The sequence below is a fragment of the Streptomyces sp. NBC_01471 genome, assembly GCF_041438865.1.
Classification (GTDB): Bacteria; Actinomycetota; Actinomycetes; order Streptomycetales; family Streptomycetaceae; genus Streptomyces.
In genome coordinates this window covers 4382218-4400715 of sequence record NZ_CP109450.1, presented here as the reverse complement: position 1 = coordinate 4400715, position 18498 = coordinate 4382218, and the positions used below count along the sequence as shown (strand labels likewise).

Annotated in this window: 16 protein-coding genes and 1 riboswitch; of the genes, 8 read left to right on the top strand and 8 right to left on the bottom strand. The window is 70.6% G+C overall.

The genetic code is table 11. The features are described 5' to 3' along the window. The first annotated feature begins 103 nt into the window (after positions 1-103). Positions 104-1111, top strand: coding sequence for a hypothetical protein (locus tag OG285_RS19560; RefSeq protein WP_356827821.1), 1008 nt, complete (start codon positions 104-106; stop codon positions 1109-1111). Further along, positions 1108-2499 (top strand): MFS transporter, encoded by a 1392-nt coding sequence (locus OG285_RS19555; protein WP_371791704.1) that lies wholly within the window; start codon positions 1108-1110, stop codon positions 2497-2499. Before OG285_RS19560 ends, OG285_RS19555 begins: the two co-directional genes overlap by 4 nt. A gap of 139 nt (positions 2500-2638) precedes the next feature. On the opposite strand, the gene groL is transcribed toward OG285_RS19555, so the two are convergent. The 4 genes from groL to thrC form a co-directional block, all read right to left on the bottom strand. Continuing rightward, positions 2639-4264 (bottom strand): chaperonin GroEL, encoded by a 1626-nt coding sequence (gene groL, locus OG285_RS19550; protein WP_356827817.1) that lies wholly within the window; start codon positions 4262-4264, stop codon positions 2639-2641. 359 nt (positions 4265-4623) lie between these two features. After that, positions 4624-4827, bottom strand: a complete 204-nt coding sequence (locus tag OG285_RS19545; protein ID WP_005315736.1) for a cold-shock protein — start codon at positions 4825-4827, stop codon at positions 4624-4626. Positions 4828-5244: 417 nt separating this feature from the next. Further along, positions 5245-5520, bottom strand: a complete 276-nt coding sequence (locus tag OG285_RS19540; protein WP_356827815.1) for a MoaD/ThiS family protein — start codon at positions 5518-5520, stop codon at positions 5245-5247. Positions 5521-5597: 77 nt separating this feature from the next. Continuing rightward, on the bottom strand, positions 5598-6899 hold the full coding sequence (thrC, locus tag OG285_RS19535) for a threonine synthase (protein WP_356827813.1): 1302 nt from the start codon (positions 6897-6899) through the stop codon (positions 5598-5600). A 15-nt stretch (positions 6900-6914) separates the two neighbouring features. Next, positions 6915-7042, bottom strand: a riboswitch (SAM riboswitch). A gap of 156 nt (positions 7043-7198) precedes the next feature. On the opposite strand from thrC, the gene OG285_RS19530 reads away from it, so the two are divergent. From OG285_RS19530 to OG285_RS19520, 3 genes are all read left to right on the top strand, one after another. After that, positions 7199-8149: a glucosyl-3-phosphoglycerate synthase gene (locus tag OG285_RS19530; RefSeq protein WP_356827811.1), complete on the top strand. Its 951-nt coding sequence runs from the start codon at positions 7199-7201 to the stop codon at positions 8147-8149. 392 nt (positions 8150-8541) lie between these two features. After that, positions 8542-9999: an APC family permease gene (locus OG285_RS19525; protein ID WP_371791703.1), complete on the top strand. Its 1458-nt coding sequence runs from the start codon at positions 8542-8544 to the stop codon at positions 9997-9999. 61 nt (positions 10000-10060) lie between these two features. Continuing rightward, on the top strand, positions 10061-11485 hold the full coding sequence (locus OG285_RS19520; protein ID WP_371791702.1) for a trehalose-6-phosphate synthase: 1425 nt from the start codon (positions 10061-10063) through the stop codon (positions 11483-11485). 19 nt (positions 11486-11504) lie between these two features. Here the strand turns inward: OG285_RS19520 and otsB are convergent, their stop codons facing one another. From otsB to OG285_RS19505, 3 genes are all read right to left on the bottom strand, one after another. Continuing rightward, positions 11505-12353 carry a trehalose-phosphatase gene (gene otsB / locus OG285_RS19515; protein WP_356827805.1) on the bottom strand — a complete coding sequence of 283 codons (849 nt, stop codon included), beginning with the start codon at positions 12351-12353 and terminating at the stop codon, positions 11505-11507. A 72-nt stretch (positions 12354-12425) separates the two neighbouring features. After that, a complete protein-coding gene (locus tag OG285_RS19510; protein ID WP_356827803.1) occupies positions 12426-12683 on the bottom strand; it encodes a DUF3263 domain-containing protein in 258 nt (85 codons plus the stop codon). Positions 12684-12742: 59 nt separating this feature from the next. Continuing rightward, a complete protein-coding gene (locus tag OG285_RS19505) occupies positions 12743-13993 on the bottom strand; it encodes an extracellular solute-binding protein (RefSeq protein WP_356827801.1) in 1251 nt (416 codons plus the stop codon). A gap of 285 nt (positions 13994-14278) precedes the next feature. Between OG285_RS19505 and OG285_RS19500 the strand changes: the two genes are divergently transcribed. The 3 genes from OG285_RS19500 (at position 14279) to OG285_RS19490 (ending at position 17422) form a co-directional block, all read left to right on the top strand. Next, positions 14279-15253: an ROK family protein gene (locus OG285_RS19500; protein ID WP_356827799.1), complete on the top strand. Its 975-nt coding sequence runs from the start codon at positions 14279-14281 to the stop codon at positions 15251-15253. Beyond that, positions 15253-16407: an N-acetylglucosamine-6-phosphate deacetylase gene (gene nagA / locus OG285_RS19495; RefSeq protein WP_356827797.1), complete on the top strand. Its 1155-nt coding sequence runs from the start codon at positions 15253-15255 to the stop codon at positions 16405-16407. The genes OG285_RS19500 and nagA overlap by 1 nt, the downstream gene beginning before the upstream one ends. An 88-nt stretch (positions 16408-16495) precedes the next feature. Continuing rightward, on the top strand, positions 16496-17422 hold the full coding sequence (locus OG285_RS19490; RefSeq protein WP_356828316.1) for a 1-phosphofructokinase family hexose kinase: 927 nt from the start codon (positions 16496-16498) through the stop codon (positions 17420-17422). Between the two features lie 55 nt (positions 17423-17477). On the opposite strand, the gene OG285_RS19485 is transcribed toward OG285_RS19490, so the two are convergent. Then, a complete protein-coding gene (locus OG285_RS19485; protein ID WP_356827795.1) occupies positions 17478-18455 on the bottom strand; it encodes a carbohydrate-binding protein in 978 nt (325 codons plus the stop codon). Positions 18456-18498 lie beyond the last annotated feature (43 nt).

Below are 18498 nucleotides of genomic sequence, written 5' to 3'. Positions count from 1 at the left end.
ACTCCCGTGAACCAGCGGCGGCTTCCGTACGGAGCCGCCGCTCCGGGGCGTGTCCGGAACAGGGCACGGTCCGCGCCCCCACTCAGCGAACCGATGAGGAAGCGTGCACATCACCTACCTGCTCGCCACCGGCAGCAACGCGATCTACGACGGCAAGTACAGCCAGCGCGGGCGCTACCACACCTACGGCCAGCAAAGCTTCGTACTCGACCTGATCAGGACCATGAGCAGAGCGGGCCACACCGTACGGCTCGTCGTCGACACCCCCGCCAGCTTCGCCCTGACGTCGACCTTCCAGGGCATGGACTCCGTCACCGTGACGGAGGAGATCGATCCGTCGGGCAAGACCGATCTGCTCCTGGTCGACGAGGTGCCCGACGAGATGCTGATGCACTTCGACGCGCACATACCGGCGTTCAGGATCGTCCACCACGCGGGTCGCCGTTCGTCCGACTACCTCGTCGCGCGCTGCGAGCGTTTCCTGTGCATGACGGAGAACGCGCTGTCGCTCCAGCGCAGGTACCTTCCCCCGGACCGGGCGGTCCTCGTGCACCAGGGCGTCGACCTGGAGCGCTTCCCCGCGGTCCTCGACAAGAGCAGCGGGCGGCGGCCGCGGGTCCTGATCTACTGCCGGATGGACTCCGGGCGCGAGGCCCTCCTCGGCCGGATCATCGAGAACATCGACCGCGAGGAGTTCCTCGTGTACGTGGCGGGCGACGGTCCGGGGTTCTGGGACACGAGTGACCGCTTCGGCAGCGAGATCATCCTCATCAACCACGTGCCGTGCCAGTCGATACCCAATCTGCTCGGCGAGATGGACGTGGTCATCTCACTCGGGCGCGGTGCGATGGAGGCCCTGGCGACGGGCATTCCGACCCTCTGCGCGGGCCACCACTACGCCGGCCCCATCACGGCGGACAACATCGGCGCCCTCCTGGAGTACAACCTCACCGGCGCCGTCAGCGACCGCGATCCGTCCCTCGTCATGACGGACATCCGTGCGGCACTCGACACCGACCGGCGGACGGTGCGGGCACTGGCCGAGGAACGGCTGTCGGCCGACGCCTTCATGGAGAGCGTGTCCGGCCTGTACGCACAGATCGCCGGATGACGGACGGGACAACGGGCGGGACGGCGCCCGGGACGGGCGCTGCGGCACCGGGCGCGACAACGGACGGGACGACGGGCGCACCGTCCGGTGTACGCGCGCCGGGGCTCCTCTCGTCCCGCAATCCACGGCTCTACTACGCCGGGTTGGTCGTCTCCCAGACCGGCACCAACACACAGCTCGTGGCACTGGGCTGGTTCACCTACCAACTCAGCCACAACGCCCTCGTCCTCGGCGTGGTCACCGCGGCGCCGATCTTCACGATGCTGCTGTTCAGCCAGGTGGGCGGTCTGGCCGCCGACCGCTTCCCGCCGCGCCGGGTGCTGCTGTGCACCCACTCCCTGCTCGCGCTGCTGGCCCTGCTGCTCGGCCTGCTGGCGCACAGCGGCTCGCTCGCGGTGTGGCACCTCGTGGTCAGCGCGCTCTGCGTCGGCAGTATCAACGCGATCGGGCTGCCGACGGAGCAGGTCTTCGTCTCGGAGGTCGCCGGCGATGCCCTGCTGAGGCGGGCGGTCACGCTCAACAACGTCATCCTCAACCTGTCGCTGGTCGTCGGCTCCTCCCTGGCGGGCCCCCTCATGGGGGCGGTGGGCCTGGGCGGGGTGGTCCTGCTGAACGGGCTCTCCTACCTGACGATGCTCGCGGCCCTCCTCCTCATCCGCCCGGCCCGACTCCACGTCCGTCCCCCGCGGACGGGCGGGCGCCCCCGGGTGCGCGGCGCCTGGGGGTACGTGCGGCACAGCCCCGGCCTCACCCTGCTGCTGCTCGTCATCGGCACCGTCGGCCTCTTCGGCACGAGTCTTCCCTCGCTGCTGCTCCTGCTGACCTCCAGCGAACTCACGGGGCAGGCCGGGGCGTACGGCATCCTGCTCGCTGTCATCTCCGTCGGCTCCCTCATCGGGGCCGTGCTGACCTGGCGGACCAAGATCGTGCTGGGCACGGTGCTGGTGGGCAGCCTCCTGCTCGGGATCCTCGAACTCGCCACCGCGGCCATGCCGTCCCTGCTGACCCTGGCTCTGGTGCTGCTGCCGGTCGGAGCGGTCTCCCTCGTCCTGCGGGCGGGCCTGCTGAGCCTGGCGCAGCTCCAGACACTGCCGGAGTTCCGCGGCCGGGTGATGGCGATCTTCCAACTCGTCTACCGTGCGGGCTGGTTCCTCGGCACGCTGGCCGCGAGCTGGGCGGCGCAGACGTGGGGCCCCCGTCCGGCGATCGCGTGGGGCGGAGCGGCGGTGACGGTGGTCGTCGCGGTGATCGTCCTGGTGATGACGGTGTTCCGCGCGATGTCGGTGTCGCTGGTCGCCCGGCGCGTGCCGCGCGTCAGCATCGCCCTGGCACCTGAGCCGGAGGGCCGCCACCGGCGTCCTCCGCGCCACCTGGCCGCGGATTCCTGAGAGCGGCGCGGACCACGGCCCCGGAAGCAACCGCGAACGCCCGAGGGCGGTACCCCTCCGAGAAGGGGTACCGCCCTCGGTCCGTACTGCTTGCCGTACTACTGCTGGAGCAGCCGATCCTCGCTGGAAGAGCTGAGGATCAGAAGTCCATGTCACCGCCGGGCATGCCGCCCGGGGCGCCGCCGGGGGCGGCCTTCTCCGGCTTGTCGGCGATGACGGCCTCGGTGGTGAGGAACAGCGCGGCGATCGACGCGGCGTTCTGCAGCGCGGAGCGCGTGACCTTCGCCGGGTCGATGATGCCCTCGGCGATCATGTCGACGTACTCGCCGGTCGCGGCGTTCAGGCCGTGGCCGACCGTCAGGTTGCGGACCTTCTCGACGACGACTCCGCCTTCGAGACCACCGTTGACGGCGATCTGCTTCAGCGGGGCCTCAAGCGCGAGCTTCACGGCGTTGGCGCCGGTCGCCTCGTCACCTTCGAGCTCAAGCTTCTCGAACACCGCGGAGGCCTGGAGCAGGGCCACGCCACCACCGGCGACGATGCCCTCCTCGACGGCCGCCTTCGCGTTGCGAACGGCGTCCTCGATGCGGTGCTTGCGCTCCTTGAGCTCGACCTCGGTCGCGGCACCGGCCTTGATGACGGCCACGCCGCCGGCCAGCTTCGCCAGGCGCTCCTGGAGCTTCTCACGGTCGTAGTCCGAGTCGGAGTTCTCGATCTCGGCACGGATCTGGTTGACGCGGCCCTGGACCTGGTCGCTGTCACCGGCACCGTCGACGATCGTGGTCTCGTCCTTGGTGATGACGACCTTGCGGGCGCGGCCGAGCAGGTCGAGACCGGCGCTCTCCAGCTTGAGGCCGACCTCCTCGGAGATGACCGTGCCACCGGTGAGGATGGCGATGTCGCCGAGCATGGCCTTGCGGCGGTCGCCGAAGCCCGGGGCCTTGACGGCGACGGACTTGAAGGTGCCGCGGATCTTGTTGACGACCAGCGTCGACAGCGCCTCGCCCTCGACGTCCTCCGCGATGATCAGCAGCGCCTTGCCGGACTGCATGACCTTCTCAAGCAGCGGAAGGAGGTCCTTCACGTTGCCGATCTTGGAGTTGACGATCAGGATGTACGGGTCGTCGAGCGACGACTCCATACGCTCCATGTCGGTGGCGAAGTACGCCGAGATGTAGCCCTTGTCGAAGCGCATGCCCTCGGTGAGCTCAAGCTCGAGCCCGAAGGTCTGCGACTCCTCGACGGTGATGACGCCTTCCTTGCCGACCTTGTCCATCGCCTCGGCGATGAGCTCGCCGATCTGGGTGTCAGCGGCGGAGATGGAGGCGGTCGAAGCGATCTGCTCCTTGGTCTCCACGTCCTTGGCCTGCTCAAGCAGGGCGGCGGAGACGGCCTCGACGGCCTTCTCGATGCCACGCTTCAGGGCCATCGGGTTGGCACCGGCGGCGACGTTGCGGAGGCCCTCACGAACCAGCGCCTGCGCGAGGACGGTCGCGGTGGTCGTACCGTCACCGGCGACGTCGTCCGTCTTCTTGGCGACCTCCTTGACCAGCTCGGCGCCGATCTTCTCGTACGGGTCCTCGAGCTCGATCTCCTTGGCGATGGAAACACCATCGTTGGTGATCGTGGGGGCGCCCCACTTCTTCTCGAGGACGACGTTGCGGCCCTTGGGGCCGAGTGTGACCTTGACGGCGTCGGCGAGCTGGTTCATCCCGCGCTCGAGACCGCGCCGTGCCTCCTCGTCGAACGCGATGATCTTGGCCATGTGAAGTGGTCCTCCCGGACAGGGGGTGGAAAGCGTCAGACCTGGCGGTGCCCGCGACGGACGGCCTGCTTGCCCGGTGGTTCCTTGCCCCACCCGGCCCGCGGGCCTCACCAACCCGGTCTTTCTGTCACTCTCACTAGGAGAGTGCTAACGCCAATGATTAGCACTCGACCCCGGTGAGTGCAAGCGCCTTCGGAGAAGGCCCAGTCAGGGGTGGTGGTCGGGCGACGGGAGGGCGCAAGCGCCTTCGGTGGATACGGGACGCATGCCGGGCGGACCCGGACGCACGAGAGGCCCGCGCCCCTCTGTGGGGTGCGGGCCTCTCGGCGTGAGTGGTTCGGTGGCCGATCGCGCCGAGATCAGACGGCGAGCTTGACCATGTCCGCCTGCGGACCCTTCTGGCCCTGCGAGATCTCGAACTCGACTCGCTGACCTTCTTCAAGGGTGCGGTAGCCGTCCATCTGAATCGCGCTGTAGTGGACGAAAACATCCGCACCACCGTCGACCGCGATGAAGCCGTACCCCTTCTCCGCGTTGAACCACTTGACGGTGCCCTGAGCCATGACTAACTCCCCTATTACTGGCCCTTGCACAGAGCCCGCACTTCGCGGGATCCGGGTCAGACCTTGCGTCGTAACGCGTCGACCGCGGCTGAATGTATCTGCCCAACTGCCCTCTGCAACAGGTCAATCGGACGAGAATTCTGAGCGCAGCCGAACACCCCATTGGGCGGATTTCCCAGGATCCCCGGGCAAGTCGGGCCGGGCAAAGGGCACTTACGGCGCATAGGGATCGAACACATTGCCCACACATTGATGCGCGCTCAGCTGCTCGCGGCGCGGGTGATCAAGGGGGCTGCCCCAACTCTACCGTGTTCAATCATGCTGAATTGCCCCCTCCGCTTCGTAGCGGAGAGGGCAACGGGTCCAGCGAGGTGTCACACAGATGTCAGGCGCGGCGAAGAGCGCCCAGGGGCTCGCTCAGCCGCCGGCGACGGCCGGGATGATGGAGATGCCCGTACCGTCGGGCGTCGCCGTCTCCAGGCCCTGCTCGAAGCGCACGTCGTCGTCGTTCACGTACACGTTCACGAAGCGGCGCAGCTTGCCCTGGTCGTCCAGGACGCGGGCCGCGATGCCGGTGTGGTTCTTCTCCAGGTCGGCGATGACCTCGGAGAGGGTGCCGCCGTCGGCGGCGACCTCGGCCTGGCCGCCCGTGTAGGTGCGGAGGATGGTGGGGATGCGGACCTTGACGCTCATGCGGATTGCCTTCCAGGAGTCCGGGGCGGGACGAGTCGGACGGGACGGACGGGTACGGACCGGGCGGACGGGCTCCGTCAGGCGCCCGTGGCCAGACCGGCCTCGCGGAACGCGTCCAGGGTCGGACGGATCGTCGCGGTCGGGCCGGACGTCGGGGCGACCGCGTCCAGGGTCTTGAGGCCGTCGCCCGTGTTGAGTACGACGGTGGTGAGGGACGGGTCGAGCAGACCGGCCTCGATGAGCTTCTTCGTCACGCCGACGGTCACCCCGCCCGCGGTCTCCGCGAAGATGCCCTCGGTGCGGGCCAGCAGCTTGATCGCGTCGACGATCTGCGCGTCGTTGACGTCCTCGACGGCGCCGCCGGTGCGGCGGGCGATGTCCAGCACGTACGGGCCGTCCGCCGGGTTGCCGATGGCCAGCGACTTGGCGATCGTGTCCGGCTTCTGCGGCCGTACGACGTCGTGCCCGGCCTTGAACGCGGTGGAGACCGGCGAACAGCCCTCGGCCTGCGCGCCGAAGATCCGGTACGGCTTGTCCTCGACCAGGCCGAGCTTGATCAGCTCCTGGAGACCCTTGTCGATCTTCGTGAGCTGGGAGCCCGAGGCGATCGGGATGACGATCTGGTCCGGCAGCTGCCAGCCGAGCTGCTCGCAGATCTCGTACGCCAGGGTCTTGGAGCCCTCGCCGTAGTACGGGCGGAGGTTCACGTTGACGAAGCCCCAGCCCTCGCCGATCGGGTCGCCGATGAGCTCGGAGCAGAAGCGGTTGACGTCGTCGTAGTTGCCCTCGATGCCGACCAGTTCGCCGCCGTAGACCGCGGCCATCACGACCTTGCCCTGCTCCAGGTCGTGCGGGATGAACACACAGGAGCGGAAACCGGCACGGGCCGCCGCGGCGCCGACGGCGCCGGCCAGGTTGCCCGTGGAGGAGCAGGAGAGCGTGGTGAAGCCGAAGGCACGGGCCGCCTCGACGGCGATGGCGACGACACGGTCCTTGAAGGAGTGCGTCGGGTTGCCGGAGTCGTCCTTGATGTGCAGACCGCCGGTGATGCCCAGCTCACGGGCGAGGTTGTCGGCCTTGACGAGCTTGGTGAAGCCCGGGTTCAGGTTGGGGTGGTCGGCCACGTCGGCGGGGACGGGCAGCAGCGGCGCGTAGCGCCAGATGTTGTTCGGGCCGGCCTCGATGCGCTTCTTCAGCTCGTCGGGGGAGCCGCTCGGCAGGTCGTACGCCACTTCGAGCGGCCCGAAACAGGACGCGCAGGCGAAGAGGGGGCCGAGCGGGAAACGCTCTCCGCACTCACGGCACGAGAGGGCCGCCGCGGGGCCGAGATCGACGGTCCCGGTGGAGTCGTTGGTGCTGGTGACGGTCTGCACAGCCATGGTGGCGAGGTCCTCTCCTCATCTTCCTCGCGACGTACTTCGCCGCAAGACGGAATTGGCACCTTCCCCACCATGACCTCGCGGTCGGCGGGAGGGTTGCCGGGACTTCTACGGGCCGTTCCCTCAGTCCCTCTGGATGAGCGCTTATGACGCGGGCCTTGAGGCCCGGCGTGTTTGTCCGCAGGTGCTGACCCCGGCATGCCGTGGCCATTCGCGTTGTTCAAGACTGTAACCGAAGGCAGGGACGGTTGAGATAGTCGTCCGAACCGCGAGATGGCTCACAGTCAAGGAGACGCGCCGTGCTGGAAGAGGTGGACCGCTGGCTGACCAGGCGTTCCTGGTCGGCCGCCGACCGTCCGCTGGACCGGCTGACCGCCGCCAAGCGGGGTACGACGGTGAGTGTCGTCCTGCCCGCGCTCAACGAGGAGGCCACGGTCGGGGCGATCGTGGCGACCATCCGCCGCGAGCTGATGGACACCCTGCCGGTGCCGCTCGTGGACGAGCTGGTGGTCGTCGACTCCGGCTCCACCGACCGTACGGCGGAGGCAGCGGCAGCAGCCGGGGCGCGGGTGGTGCACCGGGACGAGATCCTGCCGCGCATACCGGCCGTGCCGGGCAAGGGCGAGGTGCTGTGGCGTTCGCTCCTGGTGACCGGCGGCGACATCGTCTGCTTCGTCGACGCGGACCTGCGGGAGTTCTCGGCGGACTTCGTCTCGGGGATCGTCGGACCGCTGCTGACCGATCCCGATGTGCAGTTCGTGAAGGCCATGTACGACCGGCCGCTCGGTGAGGCGGCCGGCCAGGGCGGGCGGGTGACCGAGCTGGTGGCCCGGCCGCTGCTGAATCTGCACTGGCCGCAGCTGGCCGGTTTCGTCCAGCCGCTGGGCGGCGAGTACGCGGTGCGGCGCTCGCTGCTCGAACGGCTGCCCTTCCCGGTCGGTTACGGGGTGGAGCTGGGCCTGCTGGTCGACGCGCTCCACACGGTGGGGCTCGACGCGCTGGCCCAGGTCGACGTGGGCTCGCGCAAACACCGCCACCAGGACGGGCTGGCGCTGGGGCGGATGGCGGCGGCGATCTACCGCACGGCGCAGCTGCGGCTGTCGCGGGGGCAGCTGGTGCGCCCGGCACTGACGCAGTTCGAGCGCGGGGCCGAAGGGCTGGGGTTCGTACCGCGGACGTACGCGGTGGACACCGAGGAGCGGCCCCCGATGCGGGACGTCGGGGAGTACACGGACCGCCGGGCGGCCTGAGCGAGAGCCTGAGCGACGGGCTGACCGAGAACCTGGCCGACGGCAGGACCGATGGGCCGGCCGGGGGCCGTGTCCGGCAGCCGTCCATGGAAAGGTTTTGGCCAAAGCCCGCAGGAGAATCCGAACCTTTCCCAGGGCCGCGATATCCGTGCACCCACAGCACACTTGGCGGTAATGACCTCTGCATGGGCGTAAACAAACAACGGATTTCGTTGCGGTGACGCTTTAACGAACCCTTGACGGGAATCGCCGTCGGGAGTTGTATTCGGTCACCGGAGCGGCGTGGACATCCTCGCGGTCCGCCCCGGATCCGGGGCGTTCCTCAGCGAATCCCCGAAGGGCTCCCCCCTTCTTCCGCCCGCCTCATGCCGCCAGCACCGATGGGACAACGGATGACCCATACGCCCGAGACGACCGTTGCCGCGACCCCCGGGAAGCCGGAAGCCGCCTCGCCCGCCGTGACGGCGGGGGAAGCGCCCACGCTCACCCGGTCGATCGGCGTGGTCGGCGGCACGCTGCTCACGCTGTCCTGTCTGACCCCGGCCTCGTCGCTCTTCGTGATCGTGCCGGACTCCTTCGCCACCCTGGGCACCGGAACGGCCCTCACCATCGCCATCGCGGGTCTGCTCTGCATAGGCGTCGCGTTCACCTACTCCGAGCTGGGCACGCTCATACCGAGCTCCGGTGGCGAGTACGCCATGGTCGGCACCCTCATGGGCCGGCTCGCCGGATGGCTGGTCTTCGTCCTCTCGCTGATCGTCGTCATGATCGTGCCGCCCATCATCGCCCTGGGCACCGCCGACTATCTGGCGCCGATCGTGCATCTGAACCCCCAGTACACGGCGGCCGGCGTGATGCTGCTGGCCACCGCGATGGGCCTGCTCGACCTGCGCGCCAACGCCTGGATCACCGGCATCTTCCTGGTGCTGGAAGTCGTGGCCTGCGCGGTCGTCGCCTTCCTCGGCTTCACCCACACGAGCCGGTCCGCCTCGGTGCTCGTCCACCCCGTGATGGACGCCGGGCACGGGCAGAGTTCGGCCGTCACCGCCGGTCTGATCGTCACCGGACTCGCCACCGCCCTCTTCATCCTTCAGGGCTTCTCGACCGCCGTGTATCTGGCCGAGGAGATGGACAACCCGCGCCGCAACGTCTCCCGCACCGTGCTGTGGACACTCGCCATCGGCGCGGCCGTCGTGCTGATCCCGGTCGTCGCGATCACGCTCGGCGCCCCGGACCTGAAGACGCTCGCCACCGGTGATGTCGCGGGCATGGTGCAGACCTGGAGCAACTCCGGCATCGGCACCTTCGTCAGCCTCTGCATCGCACTGGCGATCATCAACGCGGCGATCGTGATGGTGATCCAGAACTCCCGCGTGGTCTACTCGTCGGCCCGCGACGCCGCCTGGCCGAGCGCCGCCAACCGCGTCCTCTCCCACATCGGCAGGCGCTACGGCTCCCCCTGGGCGGCGACCCTGGCCGTCGGCGTCCCCGGCGCGGTGCTGTGCTTCGTCAATCTGGACACGCTGAGCGATGTCACCGGGGTCGCGGTGGCCGCGATGTACGTCTTCGTCGCACTGGGCGCCCTGGTGTCCCGCCGCGGCGAGCACAAGCACCGGCTGGCCTGGCGCATGCCGCTGTGGCCGGCGATCCCCGCCCTGCTGGTCGTCGTGCTGGCCTGGGTGCTGTACCAGCAGAGCGCCAAGAGCCTGGTCATCACCGGGATCATCGTCGCCGCCGCCGCGCTGTACTGGGCGCTGTACCTCCGGCCCCGGCAGGCCACGCACTGGGTGATCTCCGTCCCCGAGGACGAGCACGCCCCGGCGGCGGACGAGGCCCCCGCGCCGCACTGACCGCGGCACCCCCGCCCCACCCGTACGTTTGAGCGGTTGCGGCACGGGCTAAGTTCGCGTCATGGCCTCTCCGCACGCCGCCCGCGTCCTCGTCGCCTCCAACCGGGGCCCCGTCTCGTACACCCTCCGCGACGACGGGGAGCTCACGTCGAAGCGCGGCGGGGGCGGTCTCGTCTCGGGGCTCTCCGCCATCGAGGGCAACGCCGAATCGCTCTGGGTCTGCGCCGCACTCGGCGACGGCGACCGGGCCGCCGTGCGGCGCGGGGTCTCCGCGGACGGGGTACGGATGCTCGACATCGACCCCGAGGTGCACGCCGACGCGTACAACGGCATCGCCAACTCCGTGCTGTGGTTCGTCCACCACATGCTCTACCAGACCCCGCTGGAGCCGGTCTTCGACGCGGAGTTCCGGCGCCGCTGGGACGCGTTCCGTACGTACAACCGGGCCTTCGCCGAGGCGCTGGCCGCCGAGGCCGCCGAGGGCGCGGCCGTGCTGGTGCAGGACTACCACCTGTCGCTGGTGCCGGGGATGCTGCGCGAACTCCGCCCCGACCTGCGGATCGCGCACTTCTCGCACACCCCGTGGGCGCCCCCCGAGTACTTCCGGCTGCTCCCCGACGACGTCGGCGCGGAGCTGCTGCGCGGCATCCTGGGCGCCGACCGGGCCGGATTCCTGACCCGTCGCTGGGCCGACGCCTTCGTCGCCTGCTGTACGGAGGTGCTCGGCGGTACCGGGGACACCGGGATCGCGGTCCACGGCCTCGGCGCCGACGCGGACTTCCTGCGCAAGCGGTCCCACGAGCCCGATGTGGACGAGCGGATGGCGGCGCTGCGCGAGCGGATCGGCGGCGGCACCGGTGAGGGGCCCGACGGCCGCCGGAAGACGATCGTCCGGGTGGACAGGACCGAGCTGTCCAAGAACATCGTGCGCGGGCTGCTCGCCTACCGGGAGCTGCTCGACACCCGCCCCGAGTGGCACGGCCGGGTGGTGCACATGGCGTTCGCGTACCCCTCGCGGCAGGACCTCGCGGTCTACCGCGACTACATGACCGAGGTGCGGCGCGTCGCCGACGAGATCAACTCCCGTTACGCCACGGCGGACTGGACCCCGGTCGTGCTCTACCTCAAGGACGACTTCGCCCGCTCGCTGGGCGCCTACCGGCTCGCGGACGTCGCCCTGGTCAACCCGATCCGCGACGGTATGAACCTGGTCGCCAAGGAGGTTCCGGTGGTGACCGACCACGGGTGCGCGCTGGTGCTCTCGCGGGAGGCCGGGGCGTACGAGGAACTGGGGCGCGACGCGATCACCGTGAACCCGTACGACGTGAGCGCCACCGCGGCAGCCCTGCACGAGGCGCTCACCATGCCGGACGGCGAGCGCGCCGAACGCACCGGACGGCTGGCCGCTGCGGCGACCGCGCTGCCGCCGCAGCAGTGGTTCCTGGACCAGCTGAACGCGCTGGGCCCGGCCGCGCCGACGGGATGACGGCGGCCCGCGCGCGTGGTTACGCCGTGACGGCGTCGGCGAGGGCCGCGAGCAGGCCGGTCACCGCGCCCGGCCCCGGCACCACCAGGTCGGCCCGCGCGGCCAGTTCGGGCACCTCGTCGCCGCCGCTGCACACCAGCAGGCCGGGCACCCCGTGGGCGCGCAGTTCGTCGACGGCGTCGTAGGCGGGCAGATCCCCGAGGTCGTCCCCGGCGTAGAGGACGGACCCGGCGCCGGTCTCGCGTAGGTACGCGGTCAGTGCCACGCCCTTGTCGACGCCCGGCGGGCGCAGCTCCAGGACCATCCGGCCCGGCTCCACGATCAGACCGTGCCGCGCCGCGAGCCCGGCCAGCGGGGCGCGCAGGGCCTCGAAGGCGGCTTGAGGGTCGGCGGCGCGGCGGGTGTGGACAGCGAAGGCCCGGCCCTTGTCCTCGATCCAGGTGCCGCGTCCGGCGCTCTCCGCGTCCAGCAGCGCGGGGAGTTCGGCACGGGCGGCCGCGACGCCGGGGTGCGGGGCGGGGGCGTCGACCGTACCGGTGGCGGCGTCCCAGCGCTCCGCGCCGTAGTGGCCGAGCACGACCAGGTGCTCCAGGCCGGGGACGCCGGCGAACCCGCCGTACCGTACGGCCACCGCGGCCGGGCGTCCGGTGACGACCGCGACGGAGGCGATGTGCGGCGCGAGCGCGACGAGGGCGGGGACGGCGCCCGGGTGGGCGCGGGCCTGTTCCGGGTCGGGGACGATGTCGGCGAGCGTGCCGTCGAAGTCGAGGGCCACGACGGCTTTCCGGGGCGCGGCCAGGAAGGCGGCGAGGCCTTCACGGCCGGCGGCGGTGACGGGAGTCGGCAGGGTGTTCGGTGAGCGGCCCATGGGGCGACCCTAGCGGGGCACCGGCCCGGGAGCCTTTCCTTTGGATCAGCCGGTCAGCTCCGGGCCTGCCGGTCAGCGGCGTTCGCGGCGGGCCGCCCGGACCCGGCGCAGCCGGTTGACCGTCACGGGGTCGTGGGCCAGGGCGGCCCGGTCGTCCAGCAGGGCGTTGAGGAGCTGGTAGTAGCGGACCGGTGAGATGCCGAGCTGCTCCCTGATGGCCCGCTCCTTGGCGCCGGTGCCCGGCCAGGAGCGGCGCTCCAGTGCGAGTACGGCGCGGTCGCGCTCGGGGAGCGCGGGGCCGTGCGCCTCGTCGCCAGTCACGCCAGTCATACGAACCAACGTACTGGGCGGCCCGGCGGCCGGGCCACTCCCCTACCGGGCAGGACCGGCTACTCCGCGTTCTGCGCGGCCGCCGCCTCGCTCTGGATCTGGTTGAGGACGCTCGCCGGGTTGCCGCCCGGTTGCACGGCCTTGCCGATCCCCTTCTTCATGTCGTCGCTCACCACCGACCAGGACGTCTTGCCGACCGGTGGCAGCTGCGAGTTGGGCAGCTCGTCCAGGAAGGTCTTGAGGGACTTGTGGCGCGGGTCGTCCGCCAGCGTGCCGGACGCCGAGGTGGTGGTGGGCAGCAGGTTGTACTGGCGCGTGAGGTCGAGGACGTTCTTGTCGCTGAACACGTCGTCCAGGAAGGTGCCGATCTGGGTGCGGTGGCCGTTCTGCTTGAAGCCCATGATCCAGTCGGCCACGCCCATGTCCGACTTGGTCGGACCGCTGATGCCCGGCATCGGGACCATGCCGACCTCGATGCCCTTCCTGACGGCCTGCTGCACCAGCTGCGGATGGCCGTTGAGCATGCCGACCTGGCCCTGGGTGAAGGCCGCGTACGCCTGCCTGCGGTCGAAATCGGCGGGTGCGACGGGGCCGGTGAGCCCCGCGCCGACCAGGTCGTTCTTCAGCCAGTCGAAGGTCTTGACGTTCTGGGGCGAGTCGATCGTGTACGTACCGACGCCGTCGGTGAGGCCGCCGTCGCCGCTCAGCAGCCACTGCGTCGCCTCGACCTGCGCCTCCTCGGTGCCCAGCGGGAGGGCGTACGGATACTTCACGCCCCGCGCCTTCAGCACCTCCGCGTCGGACTTGAGGTCGTCCCAGGTCTTCGGCGCCTTGAGGCCGGCGTCCGCGAACATCTTCTTGTTGTAGAAGAGCAGCCGGGTGGAGGCGACGAACGGCATCCCGTACTGCACCCGGTCCTGTTCGCCCGCGTCCGAGAGCGAGGTGAGGAAGTTGGACTGGACCTCTATGGAGAGCAGGTCGTCGGCGCTGTACAGCTTGCCCTGGGCCGCGTAGTCGGCGTACGAGTCCAGCTGCGCGATGTCGGGGGCGTGGCCCGACTTGACCATCTCGGCGACCTTCGCGTCGATGACCTTCCAGGAGTAGACGGAGACGTCGACCTTGATGTGCGGGTTCTTCGCCTCGAAGGCGGCGGCGAGCCCGTCCCAGTACTGCTGGTTGCTCGGGCCGTCGTTCGGGTCGTAGTTGGCGGCGACCACCTTCAGGGTGACGTCACCCGATCCGCTGTCCGACCCGCAACCGGAGAGCGCCGCCGTCATACCGAGCGCGGCAACCGCCGCAGAAAGCCCCAAGAAGCGCTGCCGCACAGCCCTTTTCCCACCCTCTGTTGCACTATGTTCCAGCCGGTCCCCCGTGCCGTACCGTCGCACGTGGCTGCGATTTTCCCCCAGGGCCATCTGCGGGTCCACAGCTCTCCGGTCTCGCTTCAGCAACACAGGGCCACCGGGGCATCAGGCGGCACAGGGCGGAGCCGTGCCGGTTCTTTGCCCGGCTCTTTGCCCGGACTTTGTATGGATGCGCAACAATCCAACAGAGTGGACTAGACCTTTTTCGGTTATCCGAGCCACACTGTCCGGGTGACTGCATTCTCCCGGGGAACCACCCCCGGTCTCCCGGCCGAACACCATGTCATCGCCCTCGACGTGGGCGGCACCGGCATGAAAGCCGCCCTGGTCGGGGCGGACGGCACCCTGCTCCACGAGGCGCGCAGGGCCACCGGCCGGGAGCGGGGCCCCGAGGCCGTCGTCGCGTCGATCCTCGACTTCGCCGCCGAGCTGCGCGCGTACGGCGAGGAGCACTTCGGCCGGACCGCGTCGGCCGCGGGCGTGGCCGTCCCCGGCATCATCGACGCCGAGAACGGCGTCGCCGTCTACGCCTCCAACCTCGGCTGGCGCGACGTCCCCATGCGGAAACTGCTCAGCGCCCGGCTGCACGGCATCCCGGTGGCGCTCGGCCACGACGTCCGCACCGGCGGGCTCGCCGAGGGACGGATCGGGGCGGGCAAGGGCGCCGACCGCTTCCTCTTCATGCCGCTCGGCACCGGCATCGCGGGCGCCATCGGCATCGAGGGCTCCATCGAGGCGGGCGCCCACGGATACGCCGGGGAGATCGGCCACATCGTCGTACGGCCCGGAGGCGTCGACTGCGGCTGCGGACAGCACGGCTGCCTGGAGCGGTACGCGTCCGCGTCCGCCGTATCGCTGGCCTGGGCCGAGGCGTCCGGCGACCCGGAGGCCGACGCGGCCGACTGCGCCAAGGCCGTCGAGTCCGGCGATCCGAGGGCCGTCGCCGTCTGGCAGACCGCGGTCGACGCGCTCGCCGACGGCCTGGTCACCGCGCTCACCCTGCTCGATCCGCGCACCCTGATCATCGGTGGCGGGCTCGCCGAGGCCGGGGAAACCTTGTTCGTACCCCTCAAGGCGGCAGTGCGGGAACGCGTGACGTTCCAGAAGCTGCCCCACATCGTCCCGGCGGCCCTCGGGGACACCGCTGGATGCCTGGGCGCAGGGCTGCTCGCCTGGGATCTTCTCTCCACGGAGGTATCCGCCTGATGGCCGGAAGCGAAGCAAGCACAGTCCTCTCCGGAGCCCGCGTGGTGCTGCCGACCGGGACCGTCGACGGCGGCCGGGTCATCGTGGAGGGCTCGCGCATCGCCGGGAGCGCTCCCGGGGGTGCGGCGGTCCTCGACCTCACGGGGCACTGGGTGGTGCCCGGGTTCGTCGACATGCACGTGCACGGCGGCGGCGGAGCCTCCTTCACCTCCGGCACCCCCGAGGAGGTGCTCAAGGGCATCGACGCCCACCGGCAGCACGGCACGACCACGATGGTCGCCTCGACCGTCACCGGCGAGATGGACTTCCTCGCCGAGCGGGCCGGGATCCTCTCCGAACTGGTCGAGCAGGGCGACCTGGCCGGCATCCACTTCGAGGGGCCGTTCATCTCCCCCTGCCGCAAGGGCGCGCACAGCCCGTCGCTGCTGCGCGACCCCGACCCGGCCGACGTCCGCAAGCTGATGGACGCGGCGCGCGGCACCGCCCGGATGTTCACGCTGGCCACCGAGATGAAGGGCGGCATCGACTCCGTACGCCTGCTCGCCGAGAACGGCGTCATCGCGGCCGTCGGCCACACCGACGCCACGTACGAGCAGACCGTCGAGGCCATCGAGGCGGGCGCGACCGTCGCCACCCACCTCTTCAACGCGATGCCGCCGTTCGGCCACCGCGACCCGGGCCCCATCGCCGCCCTCCTGGAGGACGAGCGGGTCACCGTCGAGCTGATCAACGACGGCACCCATCTGCACCCGGCCGCGCTGGAGCTGGCGTACCGCTCGGCGGGCTCCGCACGGGTCGCCCTCATCACCGACGCGATGGACGCCGCCGGTTTCGGTGACGGCGTCTATCTGCTCGGCCCGCTGGAGGTCGAGGTCAAGGAGGGCGTGGCCCGGCTGGTCGAGGGCGGCTCGATCGCGGGCTCCACCCTCACCCTGGACACGGCCTTCCGGCGCTCGGTGACCGTCGACAAGCTGCCGGTGGACGACGTCGTACGGTCCCTCTCGGCCAACCCGGCGCGGCTGCTCGGCCTGTACGACAGGATCGGCTCGCTGGAGCCCGGCAAGGACGCCGACCTGGTCGTCCTGGACGCGGACTTCGGGCTGGCCGGTGTGATGCGCAAGGGCGCCTGGGTGATCGAACCGAAGCAGAACTGAGCAGATCTGAGCAGAATCTTGCAGAAATGACAGGAAGCGGCAGGTCAAGGGCTGGGCGAGCCGCTCTCCGTTTGGCATGATCAATCAAGTGCTGCTGACCGTCACTCTGAACACCGCCCTGGACATCACCTACCACGTCCCCGAGCTGATCCCGCACGCCAGTCACCGAGTCGAATCGGTCACCGAGCGCGCGGGCGGCAAGGGCCTGAACGTGGCCCGGGTGCTCGCGGCACTCGGCCACGAGACCGTCGTCACCGGCTTCGCCGGCGGGACGACCGGCGAGGTGCTCCGCGAACTGCTCGCCGGGCTGCCGCCCACCGACGCGCTGGTCCCGGTCGCCGGGACCACCCGGCGCACCATCGCCGTGGTCGACGCCGCGTCGGGTGACACGACCCAGCTGAACGAACCGGGCCCGACCGTCTCGGCCGCCGAGTGGGACACCTTCCTCGCCGCGTACGGAAAGCTGCTGGCCGACGCCGACGCGGTGGCTCTCTGCGGCAGCCTGCCGCCCGGCGTCCCGGTCGGCGCGTACGCCCAGCTGGTCAAGCAGGCCCGCGGCGCGGGGGTCCCGGTCCTCCTGGACACCAGCGGCGAACCGCTGCGCCGGGGCATCGCCGCCCGCCCCGACCTGGTCAAGCCGAACGCCGACGAACTGGCCCAGCTGACCGGCTCCCGCGAGCCGCTGCGCGCCACCCGCGACGCCCGGCGCCGCGGCGCCCACACGGTGGTCGCCTCGCTCGGCGCGGAGGGGATGCTGGCCGCGTCTCCGGATGGCACCTGGCAGGCGCTGCCCCCGGCCCGCTTCCAGGGCAACCCGACGGGCGCGGGCGACTCTGCGGTGGCCGGGCTGCTCTCGGGCCTGGTGGAGGACCTTCCGTGGCCGGAGCGGCTGGCCAGGGCGGTGGCGCTGTCGGCGGCCACGGTGCTGGCGCCCGCGGCGGGCGAATTCGACCGGGAAGCATACGAGGACCTGCTTCCGCAGGTCCTCGTCACTGAGCACACGCCGTCGGCCTAGCGGGCGGGAGCGGTTCGCGGGGTCCGTTCGCGGGGTCCGCGGCCCCCGGCCCGGCCTACTGGCCCTGCAGGGCGACCTGGTCCAGGTTGACCCCGCACTGATCGCCGTTCTCGCAGGAGATCTTGATCGTGTTGGAGCCCTTCTTGAGGTTCACCAGGTTCCAGGTGTTCGTCCACCCCTTCGAGGCATCACCGTCCGGGGCGTGGGCGAAGTTCTCCATGCGGATCGACGCGGGCTTCGGAGCATCGTTCACCGTGAGCGAGGTCTTGGCGTCCTTGCCCGGCACGCCGTAGTTGATCGACAGCTTGTACGTGCGCGCAGCGGGTGCGTCGACCGTCCAGGTCGCCGAGTCGCCGGGCTGGTTGATCACGACATACGTACCGCCCGCGCCCTTGGCGCCCGGCACGTCCTTCGCCGTCGTCGCCGCACCGCCCAGCTGCAGCGTCGCCGCGTCCTGCTTCGGCAGGTCGGCCTTCGGGGGCGTCGACGCGGCGTGGCTGGGCTTGGTCGTCTCCGCGGAGGTCTGGCCGCCGCCCGCGTTGTCCGAGCCGGCGTTCTTGTCCTTCGAGCTGTCGCCGCCGCTGGTCGCCAGCGCCACACCGATGCCGATGACGACGACCGCGACCACCGCGACCGCGCCGATCAGCAGGCCCTTGTGGTTCGGGCCGCCGCCCCGGCCGCCGTTGCCCGGCTGACGCGGGGGCTGCTGGACGGGAGGGCCGCCTGGGTACGTCTCCGGCGCCGCGTACTGCGCGGTCGGCTGGCCGTACGCCTGCTGCTGGCCGTACTGCTGCGGCGGCTGCCCGTACGCCTGCTGAGGTGCCTGCTGCCCGTACTGGCGCTCGCCGACCGTCCGGACGTGGTTGTACGACGTCCGGGGCACCCCGGGCTGCCCGCCGGACGTCGGACCCGGGTAGCCGTATCCGCCGCCGCCGGGCGGGGGAACGGCTCCTGCTGCCCGGCCGTCCTCGTACAGATAGCCGAACGGATCGTCGTCCTCGGGCGTGCTCGCGCCGTTGTTGCCGGCCGTCATCCCTTGCACTCCTCACACATCGCTGACCCGGGCGAGCCTACCC